The organism is Flavobacterium sp. ACN6, from assembly GCF_002304005.1.
GTDB lineage: Bacteria > Bacteroidota > Bacteroidia > Flavobacteriales > Flavobacteriaceae > Flavobacterium.
On sequence record NZ_MRCQ01000013.1, the window covers coordinates 115,025 to 136,533 of the forward strand.

Below are 21,509 nucleotides of genomic sequence, written 5' to 3' on the forward strand. Positions count from 1 at the left end.
TATGAAAGCAAAATTTTGTACATATATAACAATGATTCTTTTAATGGTATTAGGAGTTTCATGCAGTGATGACTTTTTAGAAGACAAAAAACAGTATAAATATTACGATGAAGAATTCTTTAAAAGTGAAGAACGAGTTAATTGGTATGTAAACAATTTATATTACGATTTTTTTGATGCCTATAAAACACCAACTGCAATAGTTGTAGGCTCTTATACAACTACTCAGACTTCTTACACAGAAGAAATAGGAGGTATTTCTACCATGATTAATCCAAATATAACTTTGGAAAATGCGGTGGATGGATCAGGTTATTTCGGAAAAACATTAGTAGAAAACCCTTCTAATGATCCTTATAACAGAATTAGAGATATTAATGTGATGTTGGAAAGAATTGATGTAGATGGAGCTAATTTGAGTCAGACATTTCGTGATCAGATTAAAGGGCAGATGTATTATTTACGCGCTCTTCAATATTTCGATTTAATGCGTACTTATGGAGGTGTTCCAATCATTACAACTGTTCAGACTCCTTCTAAAGATGATCCAGCAATTAAAATACCAAGAGCAACAGTAACGGAACTAGTTACTCAAATTACAGCTGATTTTGATTTAGCGGCGAGTTTATTACCGAGTAGATGGCCGGCAACAGATTATGGTCGTTTTACGAAAGGCGCAGCTTTAGCTCAAAAATCACGTGTTTTATTAACCTATGCAAGTCCATTATTTAATAAAGGCTGGGATTCATCAACTGCGCGTTGGGATGCAGCTTTAGCAGCGGGATTAGCAGCTGAAGCAGAATTAACTTCAGCAGGACATGGTTTATACGGAGCTAATGCAAGAGATTGGGAAAGAATGTTTTATATTAATGACAACTCATTCAATTCAGAAGCTATTGCGATTAAACTTTTAGCAAGCAGCACTACTGTAGCAACTTCTTTACAGTCAAATAGCTCTTGGGAGAGATCAATGCGTTTGGCAAGCCAAGGCGGACAAGGAAGTGGTGGAGTTAAAGCTCCTAAAAGTATGATTGACTTATTTCCTATGGCGAATGGAAAAAGACCAACAGCTGCAAATAATTATGATTCATTCTTATTTTTTAGAGACCGTGATCCACGTTTTTATAGAACTTTTGGTTTTTCAGGAAGCTACTGGCCTTACAATAATAGTTTAACTTCGGCGGCAGCACCTACTGTTTGGGCATATCGCTGGTCAACGAATGCTACTACTGGTGTAGCTTTTAGTACAGGTAATGATGTATCGAGCCCTGCCTTTATTCGTAAAATGTCAAGTCCTACAGTTAGTAACGCATCGAATTTTCAAATTTCAGGAACAGATATTATGGAATATCGTTTTGCTGAGTTATTATTGAACATTGCGGAATGTTATGCTGCAAAAGGAGATATTGGTAATACGATTAATTATTTAGGACAAATTCGTAGACGTGTCGGAATTCCAGCAGCAGATAATTACGGAATAGGTTTATTGGCAGACAAGTATGCAGCTCTAGAAGCATGTTTATACGAGCGTAGAGTTGAGTTAGCTTATGAAGGAAAACGTTTTTGGGATGTTCAAAGATGGATGCTTTACAGTGACGATTCTTCACTTAATGATGCAACAAATACTAAACTTGGCATTCCGCAATTAAACGGAACACAGCGTATTGGGAATTATTTGCATTATAAGAATGGAACTAGTCCTGCAGGTACAGATCCTTTAGCAGCAGATCGTGCTTCTATATCTGTAGATCCAGATGCAGCAAACTTTCAGTCTCAAATTACTGCTTTAGCAACTTTTTACACTAATAATTTTGAATTGCGTTCTCCTCCAACACCTATGGATAATGTTAGCAATGTAGCTACTCCAATTTCATGGAGATCAAATTATTACATTATGGGACTTAATCAGACTGCTTTGGTTAACAATCCTTGGTTAACACAAACTATCGGTTGGAAAGATGGGAATGGAGCAGCAGGAAGTTACATTTACCAAGAATAGAATAAAATCATATAAGAAGAATAATTATAGAACTTTTCACCTGTATTCGTCAAAAGATACAGGTGATTTGTTTAAACAGAATTACCAAAATCAAGAATTAACATGAAAAATTCCGCATTATTTATCACAGCTCTGGTTTTTTTAGGAAGTGCAAAATGTTTTGCCCAATATCCAAAGATAAGTCCAGAAGTTCAAGCGCAGGAAAAAGCAATTAAAGAAGAAGCCCAAAAACTTTCTGATGAAGCTTGGGAAAAAGCTTTAGTAATTATTGAAGAAGAAGCAAAACATGGTAAGCCTTACATCCCTTGGGCATCAAGGCCAAATGATTTACCACAGGCAGATATTCCTGCTTTTCCAGGAGCTGAAGGAGGAGGAATGTTTACTTATGGAGGTCGTGGCGGAAATGTCTACACTGTAACAAGCTTAGAAGACCGCGGGCCTGGAACTTTACGTGAAGCATGCGAAAAAGGAGGAGCAAGAATTGTTGTGTTTAATATTGCTGGAATTATCAGACTTAAAAGTCCGTTAATTATTCGTGCACCATATATTACAATAGCTGGACAAACTGCTCCTGGAGATGGTATTTGTATCGCAGGAGAATCAACTTGGATAGATACGCATGATGTAATTATCAGACATGTACGTTTCCGCCGTGGAGAAACTTTCGTAGGCCGTCGTGATGATGCCATTGGAGGAAATCCTGTTGGAAACATTATGATTGACCACGTTTCTGCAACTTGGGGATTAGACGAAAACATGTCAATTTACAGACATATGTACAGCCCGGGTGCTGGATATCCAGACGAAAAGAAACCAACCGTAAATATTACAATCCAAAATAGTTTATTTGGAGAAGCTTTAGATACTTACAACCACGCTTTCGGAAGTACTTTAGGAGGGGAAAATTGTGCTTTTGTTAGAAATATGTGGGCAAATAATGCTGGTAGAAACCCTTCTATTGGATGGAACGGAATTTTCAATTTTGTGAATAATGTTGTTTTCAACTGGTATAACAGATCTACAGATGGAGGCGATTATACTGCAAACTACAACATCATCAATAACTTTTACAAACCAGGTCCTGTGACCGATTTAACACAGCCAATCAGCTACAGAATCTTAAAACCAGAATCAGGAAGAAGTAAATTATCTTATATGGTTTTTGGTAGAGCTTATGTAAACGGAAACGTGGTAAACAATAACGAAAAAGTTACAAAAGACAACTGGGACGGTGGTATTCAAATCGAAAACAAAAAAGGCGAGTTAATGACTTATGACGAAGCCAGTACTTATTTCGCTAAAATGAAAGCCGACAGACCTTTCCCAATGCCTTGGTTTAATAAAATTATGACAGCAGAGGATTCTTACGAATTCGTACTTAAAAATGTTGGAGCAACATTACCAATTAGAGATAAAGTTGACGAAAGAATCGTAAGAACAGTAAAAACTGGAGTTCCAGAATATGCAAAAGGATTGGAGAAAAAACAATTCTATCAATTCGAGCACAGACGTTTACCGATGGATTCTTATAAAAAAGGAATTATTACCGATATTTCTCAAGTGGGAGGATATCCAGAATACAAAGGAAAGCCTTATGTAGATACAGATAAAGATGGTATGCCAGATGCATGGGAGAAAAAATACGGGTTAAACCCGAACGATCCATCAGATGCAAAAGGAGATTTGAACGGAGACGGATATACGAATATTGAAGATTACATCAACGGTTTAAATCCTGCAATAAAAGTAAACTGGAAAGATTTAGCTAATAACAAAGAAACTTTAGTTAGACCTTTATTAGATTTAAAATAAGAAACATCAGAATAAAAATCTGCAAATCTGCTAAATCTGCGAGAAAAAATTAGCCCGCAGATTTAGCAGATCAAGCTGATTAGTTAGCAAGATTAAAAAAATAAGCCTTTGAGAGAAATCTCCAAGATTTTTTCAATTAATTAAAAATAAAAATCATGGCACTAAATAAAATAAATGCGGGTTTACTATCGCTGGTTTTTGCATTTTCAACTTTAAATGCCCAACAGCATTTAGATCCAGAATACATCAAAGTTACCAACGAAAGAGCAGCAAAAATCGTTGTAAAATTAGATTTGAAAAATGAAGCAAAAGAAAAAGCTGTTTCAAATGTTATTGCACAACAATTTAGAGATTTAAGCGAAATTCAGGATGGAAGAGACGCTGAAATCAAAAAAGTAAAAGAAGATACTAGTTTAGCAAAAGAAAAGCAAAACGAAAAAATTGATAAACTTAAATCAAAAGCAGACGAATCAATTGCAAAATTGCATAAATCTTACCTAAAAAAATTAGGTAAAGAATTATCAGAAGACAAAATTACTGAAGTTAAAGACGGAATGACGTATGGCGTATTGCCAATAACTGTTGCAGGTTATAACGATATGCTTCCAAACTTAACTGCTGAACAAAAAGATTACATCTACAAAGCGTTAGTAGAAGCGAGAGAACATGCAATGGACGGAGGTTCTTCTAAAGAAAAACACAGCTGGTTTGGTAAATATAAAGGAAGAATCAATAACTACTTATCAAAGCAAGGTTACGATCTAAACAAAGAAAGTAAAGATTGGCACGAACGTGTTGAGCAAAGAGAGAAAGCCAAAGCAGCTAATAAATAGTTCTTAGTTTATTAGTCCTTAGTTATTAGTTCTTAGTCCTTAGTGATTAGTTCTTAGTCAATAGTAAATTGAAGAGAAAAGACCTAGTGCTATCTAGTAATAGCTAATAACTAACGACTAAAAACTAAAAACTAAAAACTAATAAACTAATCACTAAGGACTAAGAACTAATAACTAACGACTAAGTACTAAGAACTAACCACTAAGAACTAACCACTAAGAACTAACACTAAGAACTAAACTAAAAAATGCAAAATATTTTCCCAAACCGTACTTTAAAAAGAACATTTTTGGCATTGTCATTTTGTTCACTTGTATCCTCGGCATATGCGCAATATCCAGTAATTCCAAAACCTGTTCAGGAAAAAGCTGATGCTCTTTTAGCTGATGAAGAAAAAAGACTAAACGAAATTTGGACGAGTAATTATCATATTATTCAGGAAGAAGCAAAACAAGGAAAACCTTATTTACCTTGGGCTTCTTATCCAAAAGATTTTGTTTTGGCAGATATTCCTGCTTTTCCGGGAGCTGAAGGCGGAGGTGCATATACTCAAGGAGGACGTGGCGGAAAAATATACGTAGTAACAAGTTTAGAAGACAGCGGAAAAGGAACTTTTCGTGAAGCCTGTGAAGCTGTTGGAGCCAGAACAATTGTTTTCAATGTTTCTGGAATAATCCAATTGAAAAAGAGAATCAGCATGCGCGCGCCTTACGTGACAATCGCCGGACAAACCGCTCCAGGTGACGGAATTTGTATTGCTGGAGAAACGCTGGAAATCGATACACATGACGTAATTATCAGACATATGCGTTTTAGAAGAGGCGCAACTGAAGTTACAAGAAGAGATGACGCATTGGGCGGAAATCCGATGGGAAATATTATCGTAGATCACTGTTCTGTAAGCTGGGGATTAGACGAAAATATTTCTTTATATAGACATCAATTTGCAGCTAACGCTAAATCAAAACTGGAAAAATTGCCAGCTTGTAATATTACCATTCAAAATACCATTTCATCAGAAGGTTTAGATACGTACAATCACGCTTTTGGTAGTACAATTGGCGGATTAAACAGCACATTTATGCGCAATTTATGGGCAGATAATATCGCAAGAAACGCTTCTATCGGAATGTATGGTGATTTTAATTTTGTAAATAACGTAATCTTCAATTGGTGGAATCGTACGCTGGACGGCGGTGATTATCGTTCGATGTTAAACATCATCAATAATTACTTCAAGCCAGGACCAATTACCCCTGCAGATCAACCAATTCGGTACAGAATTGTTAAACCAGAATCAGGTTATATTGAACCAAAACAATACGGAAGAGCTTATGTTTCAGGGAATTTCATTGTTGGTTCTCCAGAAGTTACAGCAGATAACTGGAACGGTGGTGTACAATTAGAAGATCTTCCGGAAGCAGAAAAGAAATCATTTTTAGAAGCGATCAAACAGCCAAAACCATTCTCAATGCCAAAATTCAATATTATGTCGGCAGAAGATGCGTATGATTTTGTTCTGACGAATGTTGGAGCGACAATTCCAAAAAGAGATGCAGTCGACGAAAGAATCATCAAACAAGTTCGCACCGGAAAAATTGAAACTAAAGATGGTTTAGAAAACAATATTGGAAAAGAATTTATTAAAAGAAGATTACCTGCAGATTCTTATAAAAAAGGAATTATAACACATCCTGACCAAGTTGGAGGTTATCCTGCATATAAAGGAAAAGCCTATAAAGATTCTGACAATGACGGAATTCCAGATGCATGGGAGAAAAAATTTGGATTAAATCCGAATGATGCTTCAGATGCTAACAAAGACTCAAACGGAGACGGTTATACCAATATTGAAAAATATATCAACGGAATTGATCCAAACAGTAAAACAGACTGGACTAAAACCGAAAATAATACGGATACATTGGCGAAATTAAAGGGATTGTTGCAATAAAGTTTTATATTTAGTCACCAGAATATTTTCAACGTATCCTAACAGGTTTCCAAAACCTGTTAGGTATTTCAAGAATCAAGATATAGATTAGAATTAATTTCGAAACAATACCGCACAATTAATACCTAACAGGTTTTCAAAACCTGTTAGGATAAATCACAACAAAAAATATTTTTAAAGTGAATTTTAATCAACTAAAAAATATAATTTCTACTCAAAAAGATAAAATCATTTTATCAGCTTTCGTGATGCTTTTCAGCATTAGCATTACAACAGCACAAACCAATTTCCCAGACATTATCAAAACCAAAGAAGGAAAACTTTCTTTCACAACAGATAATAAAGGAAACCAAATTCCTGATTTTTCTTATGCCGGATACATGGCTTCTGAAAAAGCAATTCCGAATGTGGAGAATAAAATTTTTGTTCCAAAACAAGAAGAAGATGCAACCCAGAGAATTCAGGCAGCGATTGATTATGTAAGTAATCTGAAGCCAAACAAATCAGGTTTTCGCGGAGCAGTACTTTTAGACAAAGGAACTTTTAAAATCAGCGGAACTTTATCTATTAAAAAATCAGGAGTTATTTTACGCGGAAGCGGAAATAATGAAAACGGAACTATTCTTTTAGGAACCGGATTAAACAGAGAAGCCGTAATTAGAGTTTTAGGCGTTGATGATAAAGAACTCGGAGAAACTTTCCAATTCAATACAACTTATACACCACTCGGAACAAAAACAATTCAGTTAAAAAACATCTCAAAACTAAAAGTATCTGACGAAATCATCATCACAAAACCTTTAACCGATAATTGGATTAAAGAATTAAAAATGGATGATTTTGGTGCAGAAACTGGCTGGGTGGGGTGGAAAAAAAACGATTGGGATATTACGTGGAACAGAGTTGTAACCAAAATCAATGGCAATGAAGTAACCTTAAACGCTCCATTGACAATGACCTTAGATGATGTTTACGGAACTGCAAAAGTTACTGCATATACTTGGCCGGGACGAATTGAGCAAATCGGAATTGAAAATATTTTATTGAAATCAGCTTACGATACTTCAAAACCAAAAGACGAAGAACACAGATGGTTAGGAATCAGTATTGAAAACACAAAAAATGCGTGGGTAAAACAAGTTGGTTTCAAGCATTTTGCGGGTGGTGCCGTTTCGGTATTAAAATCAGCACAGCAAATTACAGTTGAAGATTGTATCGCAACAGAACCAGTTTCAGAAATCGCAGGTTTTAGACGCCATACTTTTTATACAGAAGGCCAGCAGACTTTATTTCAGCGTTGTTATTCTGAATACGGTTACCACGATTTTGCGGTAGGCGGTTTCGGAACAACGGGGCCAAATGTGTTTATTCAATGCGAATCATTTTTACCTTTTAATAATAGCGGTGCCATCGGAAGCTGGGCTACAGGGATATTATTTGAAATTTCTTATGTTGACGGTCACGCTTTAAGCTACAACAACAGAGAACAAAACGGAAGAGGAGCAGGATGGACGGCTGCAAATAGTGTAATTTGGGAAACAGCAGCATCTAAAATAGAATGCTACAATCCGCCAACGGCGCAAAACTGGGCTTTTGGAACTTGGGGTGGCATCATGGCCGGCGACGGACATTGGAAAGACGTAAACAATCACATTTCTCCAAGAAGTTTATTTTATGCACAATTGGAAAGCAGATTAGAAAAACTTCCTGTAAACGCATATATCTACGATTTAGGTTCAGAACCTTCTTCAAGTCCAACAATGGAAGTGGCGGAAGAATTAACTAAAAATTCTCTTGCTCCAAAGCAAAGTTTAGTAGAATGGATTGCAGAAGTTTCTAAATCAAATCCAATTGACACGAAGAATTCAGGTTTAAAAAATGCGAATGATTTAAAAATAAATTCGTTACAAAATACAATTTCAGATAAAAAAGTAAGCACAAAAAACGGCTGGCTTACTTATGACAATAAAGTAATTGCAGGAAACAGATTAAGCGTGCCGTGGTGGCGCGGAAGCCTTAGAGACAGTGATATTTCTAAATCAGTTCCCGATGTTACCAGATTCGTTCCTGGAAGAACTGGAACAGGATTTACAGATAATATCAATGAAGTATCAGATTATTTGAGCACCAATAATATGGTCGCTTTAGAGCACAATTACGGTTTGTGGTACGAAAGAAGAATGGACGATCACGAACGCGTTCGCCGTTTTGATGCCGATGTCTGGCCTCCATTTTACGAACAGCCATTTGCCAGAAGCGGTCAGGATTTAGCTTGGGATCAATTGAGCAAATACGATTTAACTAAATTCAATGATTGGTATTGGGATCGTCTAGCGCTTTTTGCGAATGTTGCCGAAACTAAAGGACAAATATTAGTCAATCAACAATATTTTCAACACAATATTATAGAAGCCGGAGCACATTGGTCAAGTTCGCCTTGGCGTTCCGCAAACAATATAAACAGTACAGGTTTTCCGGAACCTCCGCCGTATGCTGGAGACAAGCGTATTTTTATGGCAGAACAATTTTATGATGTTACTAATCCTGCAAGAAGAAAATTGCACGAAGGATTCATCAGAAAATCATTGGAGAATTTTCAAGAAAACAGCAACGTAATTCAGTTAACAAGTGCCGAATATACAGGTCCACTTCACTTTATGGAATTCTGGCTGGACGAAGTTCAAAAATGGAAAGACAAAACAGGTAAAAAAGCCATCATAGGTTTAAGTGCCACAAAAGATGTTCAGGATGCCATATTAAATGATGCCAAAAGAGCCAAAACAGTAGATGCAATTGATATTCGTTATTGGTATTACAAAGATGACGGATCAGCTTATGCGCCAGAAGGCGGAAAAAATCTAGCACCAAGACAACACGCCAGAAAATTAAAAACCGGAAAAGAAACAGACAATCAGGTTTACAGAGCCGTTCGAGAATACAGAGAAAAATATCCTGAAAAAGTAATTTTATACTCAACAGATGGTTCACCAAGATTTGGATGGCCAGCGTTAATGGCGGGAGCTTCAATGCCAAACATTCCAAAAATCGAATTGCCTGAGTTTTATACCGCTTTAAGCGAAATGAAATTAGTCGAGGGAAATACGTTCTCAGACAATCTTTGGAAACGAGAAAATAAAGGAATAAGTTATCTTTTCTATCTAAAAACCGACCAAGATATTTCGGTTGATTTATCAAATACAAAAGGAACTTTCGAAGTGTACAACATAAACGCAGCAACAGGAACAATCACAAAAAAAGCAAATATAAGCGGAGGAAAAACAGTAGTAATTCCCCAATCAGAAATCAAAGAAAAAGTGCTTTTTGTAGTGAAGAAATAAAAGAAAAGGTTTGCCGCAAATTACACGAATTAGCACGAATTTAATTTAGATTTTAAAAAATTAAATCTGCTCGATCTGCCAAATCTGCGAGAGTAAAAAAATTTCATGCTCCCGATAGTTATAGGGATAAAAAGATAAAAGCAGATTCAGCAGATTTTAAAATTGAATCTGCACAAATCAGCAAAATCTGCATGAAAAAACCAAGACAAAGCAGAGAAAAAATTAGTGGAAATTAGTGCAATTGCTTCGCCTGTTCACTATCGTTCGAGTTGTGGCAAAAAAATAAAAATATAATTTAAAAATAAAACCAAAATGAATCTGAAAATTAAATATTTATACGCCCTAAGTATAAGCCTTTTGTTGACAGCACAAAGCGGATTTTCCCAAGCTGGAAAACAACTGCCTCAAATCAAAGTCTCTAAAAATCAGCATTATTTTGTAACCGAAAATGAAAAACCATTTTTCTGGTTAGGTGATACAGGCTGGCTGACATTCGGAAAACTGGACAGAGCAGGAGTTGATAAATACTTTAAAGACAGAAAAGAAAAAGGATTCAACGTAGTTCAGGTAATGGTTTTGCACAACATAAATGCTGTAAATGTGTATGGAAGTGCCGCTTTGATTAACGAGGATGTTTCAAAACCTTTAATCACGGCCGGTAATAATTTCAACAGCAAACAAGAATACGATTATTGGGATCATGTAGATTACACTTTAGAAGTAGCGCGCAAAAACGGAATCTACCTTGCAATGGTTCCGGTTTGGGGAACAAATGTTTCTAAAGGAAATAAAGTCAGCAAAGAGCAGGCAATAGAATATGCAACCTTTTTGGCAAACCGTTACAAAAGCAAAACCAATGTCATTTGGTTAAACGGAGGCGATACACACGGAAACGAGTTTATGGATATCTGGAACGCCATCGGAAATACTTTGAAAACTAATAATCCAGAACAATTAGTTACGTTTCACCCGTTTGGAAGAACAGATTCTTCAGAGAATTATCATAATGCAAAATGGTTAGATTTCAATATGTTCCAATCCGGACACAGAAGATACGATCAGGATTCAATACAAACGAATTTCAAAGAAGACAATTACAAATTCGTCCTAAGAGATTTCGAATTAAAACCAACAAAACCTACCCTTGACGGAGAGCCATCTTACGAAGCAATTCCGCATGGTTTACACGATACCTTACAACCAAAATGGACAGACAATGATGTTCGCCGTTACGGATATTGGTCAGTTTTATCAGGCGCTGCAGGGTACACATACGGACATAACGCAGTAATGCAAATGTTCAGAAAAGGCGATAAACCAGCCTACGGAAACAAAGAATTATGGACAAGCGCCATCAATGCTCCCGGAGCAAAACAAATGGTTTATATTAAAAAGCTGATGTTGCAATTTCCGTTTTTAGAAGGAGTTCCAGATGAAACTTTAATCGCAAACCAAGGATCCAGATACGATTATTTACCTGCAATAAAAGGACAAAATTACGCTTTGATTTATACCTATAACGGCAAAAAAATAGAAGTGAACATGGCAAAAATTTCTGGAGATAAAGTAAAAGCAAGCTGGTACAACCCAAGAAACGGAAAAGAAACCAAAATTGGAACTATAGACAATGCAGGAACTAAAGAATTTCAGCCTTTAGGAATTAAAAAAGATGGAAACGACTGGGTTTTGATTTTACGCTCTAATTAGGTAATAATAGACCTGATAAGTTTTTAAAACCTGTTAGGTCTAATCACAGTAATCCCAATCTTTGTCATCCTTACGAAGGAAGGATCGCACTAGAAATTCCGTAAAGTAAGTCCGCAATCTTTGTCGAGTTACTAGTGCGATCCTTCGTTCCTCAGGATGACATAAATGAGAAAAAAAATAACAACTATGAAAATCAAAAACATTTTAATAATTCTCTGCTTCATCACCAGTTTAAACACCGCTTTCGCAAACGACGGCTGGCTGAATATCCTAAATGAAGGAGGAAACAACAAAGGAATAAAATGCACCCAAGCCATTCAAAATGCAATTGAAAAAGCATCTAAAAACGGCGGAGGAACTATTTTTTTTCCTGCAGGAGAATATCTTACAGGAGCATTAACACTAAAAAGCAACATTACGATTCATCTAGATTCAGGAGCACTTTTAAAATTTTCAGAAAACTTCGATGATTTTCTTCCGCATGTTGAAATGCGTTACGAAGGAATTGTAATGAAAAGTTTTCAGCCCTTATTTTATGCGAAAGACGTTGAAAATATTACCATTAAAGGAAGAGGCGTAATCGACGGACAAGGAAAAGCATGGTGGAATGAAGTGTACAGAATTGAAACTGCCAAAGAACCACTTCCTCCAACCAAATACCAAACTATGTGGGAAGAACAAAACAAAGGACTTTATACAGAACCATATTACAAAAGAACGGTTGATAAAAAGTTTTTCAGACCTTCTTTTTTTCAGGCTTATAATTGCAAAAATATTCTAATTGAAGGAGTTACATTTCAAAATTCGCCTTTCTGGACGATTAACCCGGAATTTTGTGATAATGTAACCGTTACGGGAATTTCAATTTTTAATCCGCATTCGCCAAATACAGACGGAATTAACCCTTCTTCTTGCACCAATGTGCATATTTCAAACTGTCATATCAGCGTTGGAGACGATTGTATTACGATTAAATCAGGACGAGACGGTGACGGGCGTAAATACGGAAAAGCGACAGAAAATGTTACGATTACCAATTGTACTATGTTGAGCGGTCACGGTGGCGTTGTAATAGGAAGCGAGATGTCGGGCGGAATCAAGAAAATCACGATTTCAAATTGTGTTTTTGACGGAACAGATCGCGGAATCCGTATCAAATCGGCTCGCGGTCGTGGAGGTGTTGTAGAAGACATTCGAGTAGACAATATCGTAATGAAAAACATCAAAGAAGAAGCCATTATTTTGGATTTATTCTATGATAAAGAAAATAAGGCAGAGCCTGTTACAGAACGTACGCCTATTTTTAGAAACATTCATATCAGTAACGTTACGGGTGGAAATGTAAACAAAGCGGGTTTTATTCGCGGAATTTCCGAAATGCCAATTCAAAACATATCATTCTCTAATATTAACATGGACGGAAAAGAAGGCTTTACCGTTAATACAGCCACAGATATTGAGTTCCATGATGTAAAAGTAAACGCAACCGTTGGTTCTTCTTTCAAAATATTAGATTCTAAAAATCTTATTTTAGATAATGTCGGTTCATCAACGCCAATAAAAGGAATTCCCGTTATCAAAATAGACAATGCATCAAACATTATGATTAATAATAATTTTCCATTTAATGCAACCGATGTTTTCATCGAGGCAAACGGAAAAGAAACAAAGAATATTTTCCTGAAAAACAATGTTTTTAACAACGTAACAACAGCAGTTAAAAAAGGAAAAGATCTGGATAAAAAAGCGATTACAGAATAAGCGATATCGTTTCCTGCAATCCCGAAGCTTCGGGACAAAACCTTGTAGGTATTTAGATTAGTAAATTTAGAAGCAGAAAAAATAGGCATTTCAGGAAACATCGTCCCGCTTTCCGTTACAATCTTGTAAACCGAACCCCGGTTTACAAGGATTTCCACTGCAATCGGGGCTAAAGAGAAAAAATTGGCTTTTTTGGAATTAATAGGTTTTTGGATTGAACATAAAATATACCTACAAGGTTTTGAAAACCTTGCAGGAAAGAAAAAACAAGACATGAAAAAAATATTCATTATACTAGCTTTTTGTCTTTTTGCGATAAGTTATTCGCAGAAAAAGAAAGACTTATATCTTTTTACGTCGTTTAGAGAACCCGCAACCGAAGGTTTGTATCTGGCTTACAGCGAAGACGGTTACAACTGGAAAGGATTGGAAGGATCATTTTTAAAACCGGAAATTGGCGCAAGCAAAATCATGCGTGATCCATCCATCACAAAAGGAGCAGACGGAACCTATCACATGGTTTGGACAACCGATTGGAAAGGTGGAAACGGTTTTGGATACGCCAGTTCTAAAGATTTAATGCATTGGTCAGAACAGCAATATATTCCGGTAATGAAAAACGAACCGGAAGTGGTAAACGTTTGGGCACCGGAAATTTTTTATGATGATGTTAAAAAAGAATACATTATTATCTGGGCATCGACAATTCCATTCCGATTTGAAAAAGGAGTGGAAGAAGAGAAAAACAACCACAGAATGTATTATGTAAAGACCAAAGATTTTAAAACATTCTCCGATACAAAATTATATTACGATCCAGGTTTCAGCGTAATCGACTGCGTGATTGTAAAGAAAAGCAAGAAAGATTATGTTTTGGTTTTGAAAGACAATACAAGACCAATGCGTAATATAAAAGTTGCTTTCGGAAAATCGCCTTTAGGACCATTCAAGAAAAGTTCAGAGCCCTTGACGGAATATTTATCAGAAGGACCAACGGTAGTGAAAGTCGGTAAAAAATGGCTGTTGTATTATGACAATTACGGCTCAAAAAATTATAAAGCTTTGAGCACTTCAGATTTTGTTCATTTTGAAGATGTTTCCTCAAAAATAAGCCTTCCCGAAGGACACAAACACGGAACGATTACAACAATTTCCGAAGAGGTTTTAAAAGGATTAATTGATAAAAAATAAACACAAATTTTCAGAGATTAAATTAATTAAAAATTGAGAATTAAAAATTAAAAATCTACTAAATCTGCCAAATCTGCGAGAGTAAAATTTTTCCCGCAGATTTAGCAAATCAAGCAGATAAAAAGAAATAGTTAGAAAAATTTCACGCAGATTTAAAAATGATTTAACAGATTTTATTTTAAATAGTAGCAGAAAAAAATCTGCGCTAATCAGCTAAAATCTGCCAAATCTGCGTGAAACAAAAAACATAAAAAATGATTGCTTTCCAAAAAATAAAAACCAATATCCTGACCACAGCCACAATTCTGTTGATTGGTACAGCTGTAAATGCCCAAAACGACACCGTGCGTTATGTTGGTAAAACACTATCAAATGTCGATTATCATCACGGACAGTTAAGTCCGGCAGTTGGAGTTCACGCTACGCAGATTATGCGTGCCAGCCGTGAACATCCGGAAAAAGCAGATGGTTTTGGATGGACATACAATCACCAGCCAACCATGGCATATTGGAATGATACTTTTTATTTGCAATACCTGAGTGATCCTGCAGGAGAACATATTCCGCCAAGCCAGACTTTGATTATGACTTCAAAAGATGGTGTAAGCTGGAAAATGCCAAAAGTAATTTTTCCTATTTATCATATTCCAGACGGATGGAAAAAAGAAGGAGTAGAAGGCGTTGCCAAAAATCTGGATGCAATTATGCACCAGAGAATGGGATTTTATACCTCAAAAGATAAACGCCTTTTTGCTTTGGCGTATTATGGAATTGCAATGGATGAAAAAGACGATCCAAACGATGGAAAAGGAATTGGACGTGTGATTCGTGAAATTAAAAAGGACGGAAGTTTTGGCGAAATCTATTTTATCAGATACAATAAATCTTGGGATAAATCGAAATCGGCTTTTCCATTTTATACGCAGGCAAAAGACAAAGGTTTGAAAAAAGCCTGCGAAGAAATTCTTTCAGATCCTTTGGTTTTACAGCAATGGGTTGAAGAAGCCGATCGTGACGATGAACTAATTCCATTGAAAAAGCCTTATAAAGCGCTTAGTTCGTATCATTTGCCAAACGGAGATGTTGTGGGTTTATGGAAACACGCTTTAACTTCAATCAGTAAAGACGGCGGAAAATCTTGGGAATATATGCCGCTTCGTGCACCAGGTTTTGTAAACAGCAATGCCAAAATCTGGGGACAAAAAACATCTGATAATCGTTATGCAACCGTTTATAACCCGTCAGAATATCGTTGGCCATTGGCGATTTCAACAAGTGATGACGGATTAAATTACAAAGATTTATTGTTGGTTCACGGAGAAATTAGTCCGATGCGTTATGGCGGAAACTATAAATCTGCAGGACCGCAATATGTTCGCGGAATTTCAGAAGGGGACGGTATTCCGCCTGACGGAAAACTTTGGGTAAGCTACAGCGTAAACAAAGAAGATATTTGGGTTGCGTCGATTCCTGTTCCGGTTACAAGTGTTGTTACAGAAAATGCAAATGACATTTTCAACGAACTTCCAGACGGACAAGAATTAAAGCTTTGGAATACCTACGATTTATCTTGGGCTTCCACTAAAATCGAAAAGAAAGACGGCAAAAAATGGCTGACTTTAAGAGATCAGGATAATTTTGATTACGCCCGTGCTGAACGTGTTATTCCGTTTGCAGAGAAAATGGAAGTCACTTTTACCGTTAAACCAGAACAAAATAATCACGGTTTATTGCAGGTTGAGTTTCAAAATAAACAAGGGCTTCCTGCAATAAGATTGACATTTGATTCAGACGGACAATTAAAAACAAAAACCGGAGCGCGTTTCAATACGATTGCCAAATACGAAGCTGGAAAAGAATATAAAGTAAATGTAAAACTGAACGTTAAAACACGTTCATATACCATAAAAGTAAACGACGAAAAAGAATCAACAAGAATATTTTATACTCCGGTTGATGGTTTTGAGCGAATTATGTTCCGCACAGGCGAACAAAGGTATTCTCCAAATCCAGATACAGAACCGGACACAGACGATTACGACGATCTGCCTCAAACCGGAAAATTAATCCCGGAAGCTGTATTTAATATTCAGTCGTTGATAACAAAGAGCAATTAAAAATTGAGAATTAAAAATTAAAAATCTGTAGAAATGTTTGACTCTGTGGAAAAAATAGAACGCGGATGACACTGATTCGCTATCCCGAAGACGCAGATTTACACGGATTTTTTATTCTAAATAGTACAATGAAAAATCCGTTTTTATCCGCGTTTTTACGAAGTAAATCAGTTTCATCCGCGTTCAAAAATCTCAACAATAAGAAATGATGAATTTCAAAAATATAGTATTAGCAATTTGTCTTTTAGTAACGTTAGTTTCTAAAGGACAAATTTTGCCCGTACATCTAACCACAGAAATGGCCGAAAATCCATTAGCAGTGGTTCAGAATCAGCCGAGATTAAGCTGGCAGTTGGTTTCAAAAGAATCGAATGCGTCACAGATTGCCTACATTATTTTGGTTGCTTCTTCGGAAGAAAAATTAAAAAATGATGAAGGTGATATTTGGAACAGCGGAAGAGTAAATTCTAATAAAAATCTGCACATTTTATATGGCGGAAATCCGTTAAAAAATGAAACCAAATATTTCTGGAAAGTTAAAGTATGGAATCAAACAGGCAAAATTTCCAAATGGAGTAAAACGGCTTCGTTCAGAACGGCTTCTTTAGAATCAGATTTAAATCCGGTTTGGATTGGTGCGATTACAAAAGCCGACAGTCATCTGCCGGAAGGCCGAAATTATCACACAGCCACTTTCAACAGAGAAAAAAAGAATTCATTTATCAATGCTTCCGATTCTTTGTCACGAAGAAGTATTATGCTTCGTAAACCTTTCGAAGTAAAAAAAGAAATCAAAGAAGCCGTTGTTTACATTTCAGGTTTAGGACATTACGAATTAACGATTAACAGTAAGAAGGTTGGAAACAGTCAATTTGCACCTTTGTGGACTGATTACGACAAAACGGTTAATTATAATATTTATGAGTTAAGCGCAAAAGAATTACAGAAAGGCGAAAATGTAATTGGCGTGCTTTTAGGAAACGGAATGTACAATACGCTGGCTGAAAGATATACCAAATTCTTCGTGAGTTTTGGTCCGCCAACGTTGTTCTTCAAAATGAAAATTACCTATAAAGACGGCTCAGAAGAAATCATAAAATCAGATGAAACCTGGAAATACAGTAAAAGTCCGATTACCTATAACAGCATTTTTGGAGGCGAAGATTACAATGCCAATTTAGTTCAAAAAGGATGGAATAAAAAAGGTTTCAAAGATTCAGATTGGAAAAAAGTTGTCATTCAGGAAGCACCAAAGGGAGTTTTAAGACCGCAAACCGCACCGCCAGTTACAATTCAGAAACAATTTGAAATTAAAACGGTTAAAGAGCTAAAACCGAATTTCTATGTTTTTGATATGGGGCAGAATCTTTCGGGATTTCCGACCATTAAAGTAAAAGGAAAAAAAGGGCAGACTGTTCGTGTTTGGGTGGCCGAAGGTTTAAATGAAGACGGAACCATTGCGCAGGGAAGATCTGGAAAACCTTATTATTACGATTACACTTTAAAAGGAGACGGAACAGAAGAATGGACGCCAAAATTCAGCTTTTACGGATTTCAATACATTCAAATTGAGAATGTAAATTACAAAGATGCTAAAAACAAAGAACTTCCAACGGTTGTAGATTTACAATCGAATTTCATTTACAACTCGGCGGGAGAAGCAGGGAGTTTTGCCTGTTCGAACGAGATTTTCAATAAAACACACCAACTGATTAACAATTCTATAAAAAGTAATTTCCAAAGCGTTTTTACCGATTGTCCGCAACGTGAAAAATTAGGCTGGTTAGAAGAAATTCATTTGAACGGTCCGGGTTTAATGTTCAATTATAATCTTGAAACTTTTATTCCTGCAACGATGCAGAATATTTCTGATTCGCAACGCGATAACGGCTTAATCCCGACCATCGTTCCTGAATATGTAGTTTTCGGTGGCGATTTTACCGATTCACCAGAATGGGGCGTAACAGGCGTGATTCTACCTTGGATGTATTATGAATATTACGGCGATGCTTCTTTATTGGAAAAATATTTTCCTGTAATGAAAAAGTATGTGGATTATTTAGGAACAAAAGCTGAAAACCACATTGTTTCTCACGGATTGGGCGATTGGTACGATTATGGAACGCACGCAGCAGGATATTCAAAAAACAGTCCGATTGCACTTGCGGCCACTTCGCACTATTATTACGGAGCTTATTTGGTGGCAAAAGCAGCGAAATTATTAGGTAAAACAGAAGATGTAGAGAAATACGAAACTTTGGCTTCTGAGATTAAAACTGCTTTTAACAAAGAATTTTTCAATGCTGAAACCAAACAATATGGTACGAGTAGTCAGTTTAGTAATGCTGTTTCGGTTTTTATGGATATTGTAGAACCGCAATATAAAGACGCCGTAATGCAGAATTTAATAGCCGATATTAAAGCAAAAGGCGACCGTTTGACAACGGGTGATGTTGGAAACCGTTATTTGTTTCAGGCTTTGGCACAAAATGGCGAAAACGAAACGATGTACAAAATGCACAATCATTATGATGCGCCGGGTTATGGTTTTCAGATTAAATTTGGCTTGACCACTTTAACAGAACAATGGGATCCAAGAAAAGGAAATTCGTGGAATCACTTTATGCTGGGGCAGATTGAAGAATGGTTTTATCAAAGTCTGGCCGGGATTAAATCCGATCCGAAAAACCCAGGTTTCAAACATTTCTTTATTCAGCCAGAAGTGGTGGGCGATATGACTTTCGCGAAAGCGGATTATCAATCAGTTTACGGAAAAATAGTTTCTTCTTGGGAAAAGAAAGATGGGAAGTTTATTTTGAATATTGAAATTCCGGTGAATACAACAGCGACGATAAAATTGCCTGTTACTAAAAATTCGGAAATTAAGATTGATAATAAGAAAGTTAGGGCAGGTTTTGATGAAAAGTCGCAAAAGCCATTTTTAGAATTAGGATCTGGAGTTTACAATATAGAATGCGAAATATAGAACACGGATGACGCAGATTCGCTATCGCGAAGACGCAGATTTGCGAGGATTTTTTATTGAGCTAGTGATGAATAGCCTCCAGTTTTAACTGGAGGTTTAAAAATAGTTAGTTACAGGGCTTTAGCCAAATGAATAAGTTAGGCTAAAGCCTATTTAAAATCAAATTATTTACCTCCAGTTAAAACTGGAGGCAATTCAAAAAATAAAAAACAAAGATAAAAAATCTGTTGTAATCCGAGTCTTTACGAAGTAAATCCGTTTCATCAGCGTTCAAAAATCTCAACAATATAAAATGAAGAATATCAAAAAAATAATATTTACAATTGCAGTTTCCATTTTTGCTTTGACATTTACCAATGCGCAAAGCACATCTGATACTAATTTTAGAAAACCCGTTTCAGAAACTTTAAAGAAAATTGAAACGGCTTTTAATGTTACGATAAACGACGACAGAGGTTTATTAAAAGGAAAAGAACTCGATTATGCCGATTGGAGAATTGAACCCGGAAATCTCGCTATTTCGTTAACTAACATTCTGGCTCCGTTTGAATTGATGTATTTCAAACAGCCGGACGGAACTTACATTATAAGAAAATATGAAAACCATAAAGTTTCAGTTGATAAAGGAAAAGAGCGTTTGTTCTATTTAGAAAGCCTTTATTCGACTAAAGAAGAATGGGAAAAACGTAAAACGGAGTTAAAAGCTTGTATGATTACATCATTTGGTTTAGACAAGGCGCCCCCAACACCAAAATCTAAACCACTTTTAACTCCAAAGAGAATTTATAAAGATTACAGTGTTGAGAATATTGCGTTGGAAATTCTGCCAGGCGTTTATGTAACGGGATCGATTTACAAACCGTATCCATTAAACAAAAAAGCGGCGATTATTTTAACACCAGACGGACATTTCGGTGACGGAAGATATAGAAAAGACGAGCAGTACCGCTGTGCTATGATGGCAAAAATGGGCGCAATTGTAGTGGGCTATGATTTATTTGCGTGGGGAGAATCATTATTGCAGTTTCCAGAAGAAACGCACAGAAACAGTATCGCATCGACGGTTCAGGTTTTGAGCGGGATTCGATTATTGGATTATTTAGCAACAACAAAAAATGCCGATGTTACAAGAGTCGGGGTTACAGGAGGTTCTGGCGGAGGTTCGCATACGATGTTTTTAGCGGCTTTAGATGACAGAATCAAAGTTTCTGCTCCCGTTGTGATGGTTTCATCTCACTTTTCAGGCGGATGTCCGTGCGAAAGCGGGCGCGGAATTCACCTTTGCGGCAACGGAACAAACAATGCTGAAATCTCGGCAATGATGGCACCAAAACCACAATTAATTGTTTCTGACGGAAAAGACTGGACATTGGCAGTTCCTGAACTAGAATTTCCTTTTATCCAAAGAACGTATGAATTATACGGAAAGAAAGATTTAGTCGAAAATGCTCATTTTGCAAAAGAAGGACATGATTTTGGAGTTTCAAAACGTATGGTTTTGTATCCGTTTATGGCGAAATATTTAAATTTAGATTTGAATAAAATTAAGAATGATAAAGGCGAAATCGACGAATCGACTTGTGTGATTGAACCTTATGATAAATTGTATGTTTTTGGTAATAAAGCTGAAAATTTACCAAAAAATGCATTGAAAGACATTAACAAATTATATGAAATGTTCGGAGAAAAAAACCTGAAGATTTACGAGGTTAAGAAATAAAACAAGTTGCCACGAATTTCACTAATTGGCACGAATTTTTTTGCCACAGATTAATAGGATTTTCACAGATTACAAATCTGCCCGATCTGC

11 protein-coding genes are annotated in these 21,509 nt (G+C 36.3%); all 11 read left to right on the forward strand.

The features are described from left to right. The first annotated feature begins 1 nt into the window (after nt 1). The 11 genes from BSF42_RS18110 to BSF42_RS18160 all read left to right on the forward strand — a co-directional run bounded on the left by BSF42_RS18110 (nt 2) and on the right by BSF42_RS18160 (nt 21,419). Nucleotides 2-1,999 carry a RagB/SusD family nutrient uptake outer membrane protein gene (locus BSF42_RS18110; protein ID WP_095954505.1) on the forward strand — a complete coding sequence of 666 codons (1,998 nt, stop codon included), beginning with the start codon at nt 2-4 and terminating at the stop codon, nt 1,997-1,999. A 102-nt stretch (nt 2,000-2,101) separates the two neighbouring features. Beyond that, the gene (locus tag BSF42_RS18115; protein ID WP_095954506.1) at nt 2,102-3,811 is read left to right on the forward strand and encodes a polysaccharide lyase; all 1,710 of its coding nucleotides are present in this window, start codon (nt 2,102-2,104) and stop codon (nt 3,809-3,811) included. Nucleotides 3,812-3,966: 155 nt separating this feature from the next. Next, the gene (locus BSF42_RS18120; protein ID WP_095954507.1) at nt 3,967-4,644 is read left to right on the forward strand and encodes a DUF3826 domain-containing protein; all 678 of its coding nucleotides are present in this window, start codon (nt 3,967-3,969) and stop codon (nt 4,642-4,644) included. A 248-nt stretch (nt 4,645-4,892) separates the two neighbouring features. After that, the gene (locus BSF42_RS18125) at nt 4,893-6,599 is read left to right on the forward strand and encodes a polysaccharide lyase (protein WP_095954508.1); all 1,707 of its coding nucleotides are present in this window, start codon (nt 4,893-4,895) and stop codon (nt 6,597-6,599) included. A gap of 179 nt (nt 6,600-6,778) precedes the next feature. Continuing rightward, nucleotides 6,779-9,937: a DUF6298 domain-containing protein gene (locus BSF42_RS18130; protein WP_095954509.1), complete on the forward strand. Its 3,159-nt coding sequence runs from the start codon at nt 6,779-6,781 to the stop codon at nt 9,935-9,937. Nucleotides 9,938-10,249: 312 nt separating this feature from the next. Beyond that, nucleotides 10,250-11,644 carry a glycoside hydrolase family 140 protein gene (locus tag BSF42_RS18135; protein WP_095954510.1) on the forward strand — a complete coding sequence of 465 codons (1,395 nt, stop codon included), beginning with the start codon at nt 10,250-10,252 and terminating at the stop codon, nt 11,642-11,644. A 186-nt stretch (nt 11,645-11,830) separates the two neighbouring features. Beyond that, a complete protein-coding gene (locus tag BSF42_RS18140) occupies nt 11,831-13,405 on the forward strand; it encodes a glycoside hydrolase family 28 protein (protein WP_095954535.1) in 1,575 nt (524 codons plus the stop codon). Nucleotides 13,406-13,678: 273 nt separating this feature from the next. Further along, nucleotides 13,679-14,596 (forward strand): glycoside hydrolase family 43 protein, encoded by a 918-nt coding sequence (locus BSF42_RS18145; RefSeq protein WP_095954536.1) that lies wholly within the window; start codon nt 13,679-13,681, stop codon nt 14,594-14,596. A gap of 254 nt (nt 14,597-14,850) precedes the next feature. Further along, complete coding sequence (locus BSF42_RS18150) at nt 14,851-16,713, forward strand: six-hairpin glycosidase (RefSeq protein WP_095954511.1); 1,863 nt, start codon at nt 14,851-14,853, stop codon at nt 16,711-16,713. Nucleotides 16,714-16,918: 205 nt separating this feature from the next. Beyond that, nucleotides 16,919-19,699 carry a glycoside hydrolase family 78 protein gene (locus tag BSF42_RS18155; protein ID WP_095954512.1) on the forward strand — a complete coding sequence of 927 codons (2,781 nt, stop codon included), beginning with the start codon at nt 16,919-16,921 and terminating at the stop codon, nt 19,697-19,699. 292 nt (nt 19,700-19,991) lie between these two features. Beyond that, nucleotides 19,992-21,419, forward strand: a complete 1,428-nt coding sequence (locus tag BSF42_RS18160; protein WP_253251110.1) for an acetylxylan esterase — start codon at nt 19,992-19,994, stop codon at nt 21,417-21,419. Nucleotides 21,420-21,509: the final 90 nt, after the last annotated feature.

Coding starts and splice junctions, on each gene's coding strand:
- BSF42_RS18110 (WP_095954505.1), top strand. CDS start 2: ATGAAAGCAAAATTTTGTACATATATAACAATGATTCTTTTAATGGTA.
- BSF42_RS18115 (WP_095954506.1), top strand. CDS start 2,102: ATGAAAAATTCCGCATTATTTATCACAGCTCTGGTTTTTTTAGGAAGT.
- BSF42_RS18120 (WP_095954507.1), top strand. CDS start 3,967: ATGGCACTAAATAAAATAAATGCGGGTTTACTATCGCTGGTTTTTGCA.
- BSF42_RS18125 (WP_095954508.1), top strand. CDS start 4,893: ATGCAAAATATTTTCCCAAACCGTACTTTAAAAAGAACATTTTTGGCA.
- BSF42_RS18135 (WP_095954510.1), top strand. CDS start 10,250: ATGAATCTGAAAATTAAATATTTATACGCCCTAAGTATAAGCCTTTTG.
- BSF42_RS18140 (WP_095954535.1), top strand. CDS start 11,831: ATGAAAATCAAAAACATTTTAATAATTCTCTGCTTCATCACCAGTTTA.
- BSF42_RS18145 (WP_095954536.1), top strand. CDS start 13,679: ATGAAAAAAATATTCATTATACTAGCTTTTTGTCTTTTTGCGATAAGT.
- BSF42_RS18150 (WP_095954511.1), top strand. CDS start 14,851: ATGATTGCTTTCCAAAAAATAAAAACCAATATCCTGACCACAGCCACA.
- BSF42_RS18155 (WP_095954512.1), top strand. CDS start 16,919: ATGATGAATTTCAAAAATATAGTATTAGCAATTTGTCTTTTAGTAACG.
- BSF42_RS18160 (WP_253251110.1), top strand. CDS start 19,992: ATGAAGAATATCAAAAAAATAATATTTACAATTGCAGTTTCCATTTTT.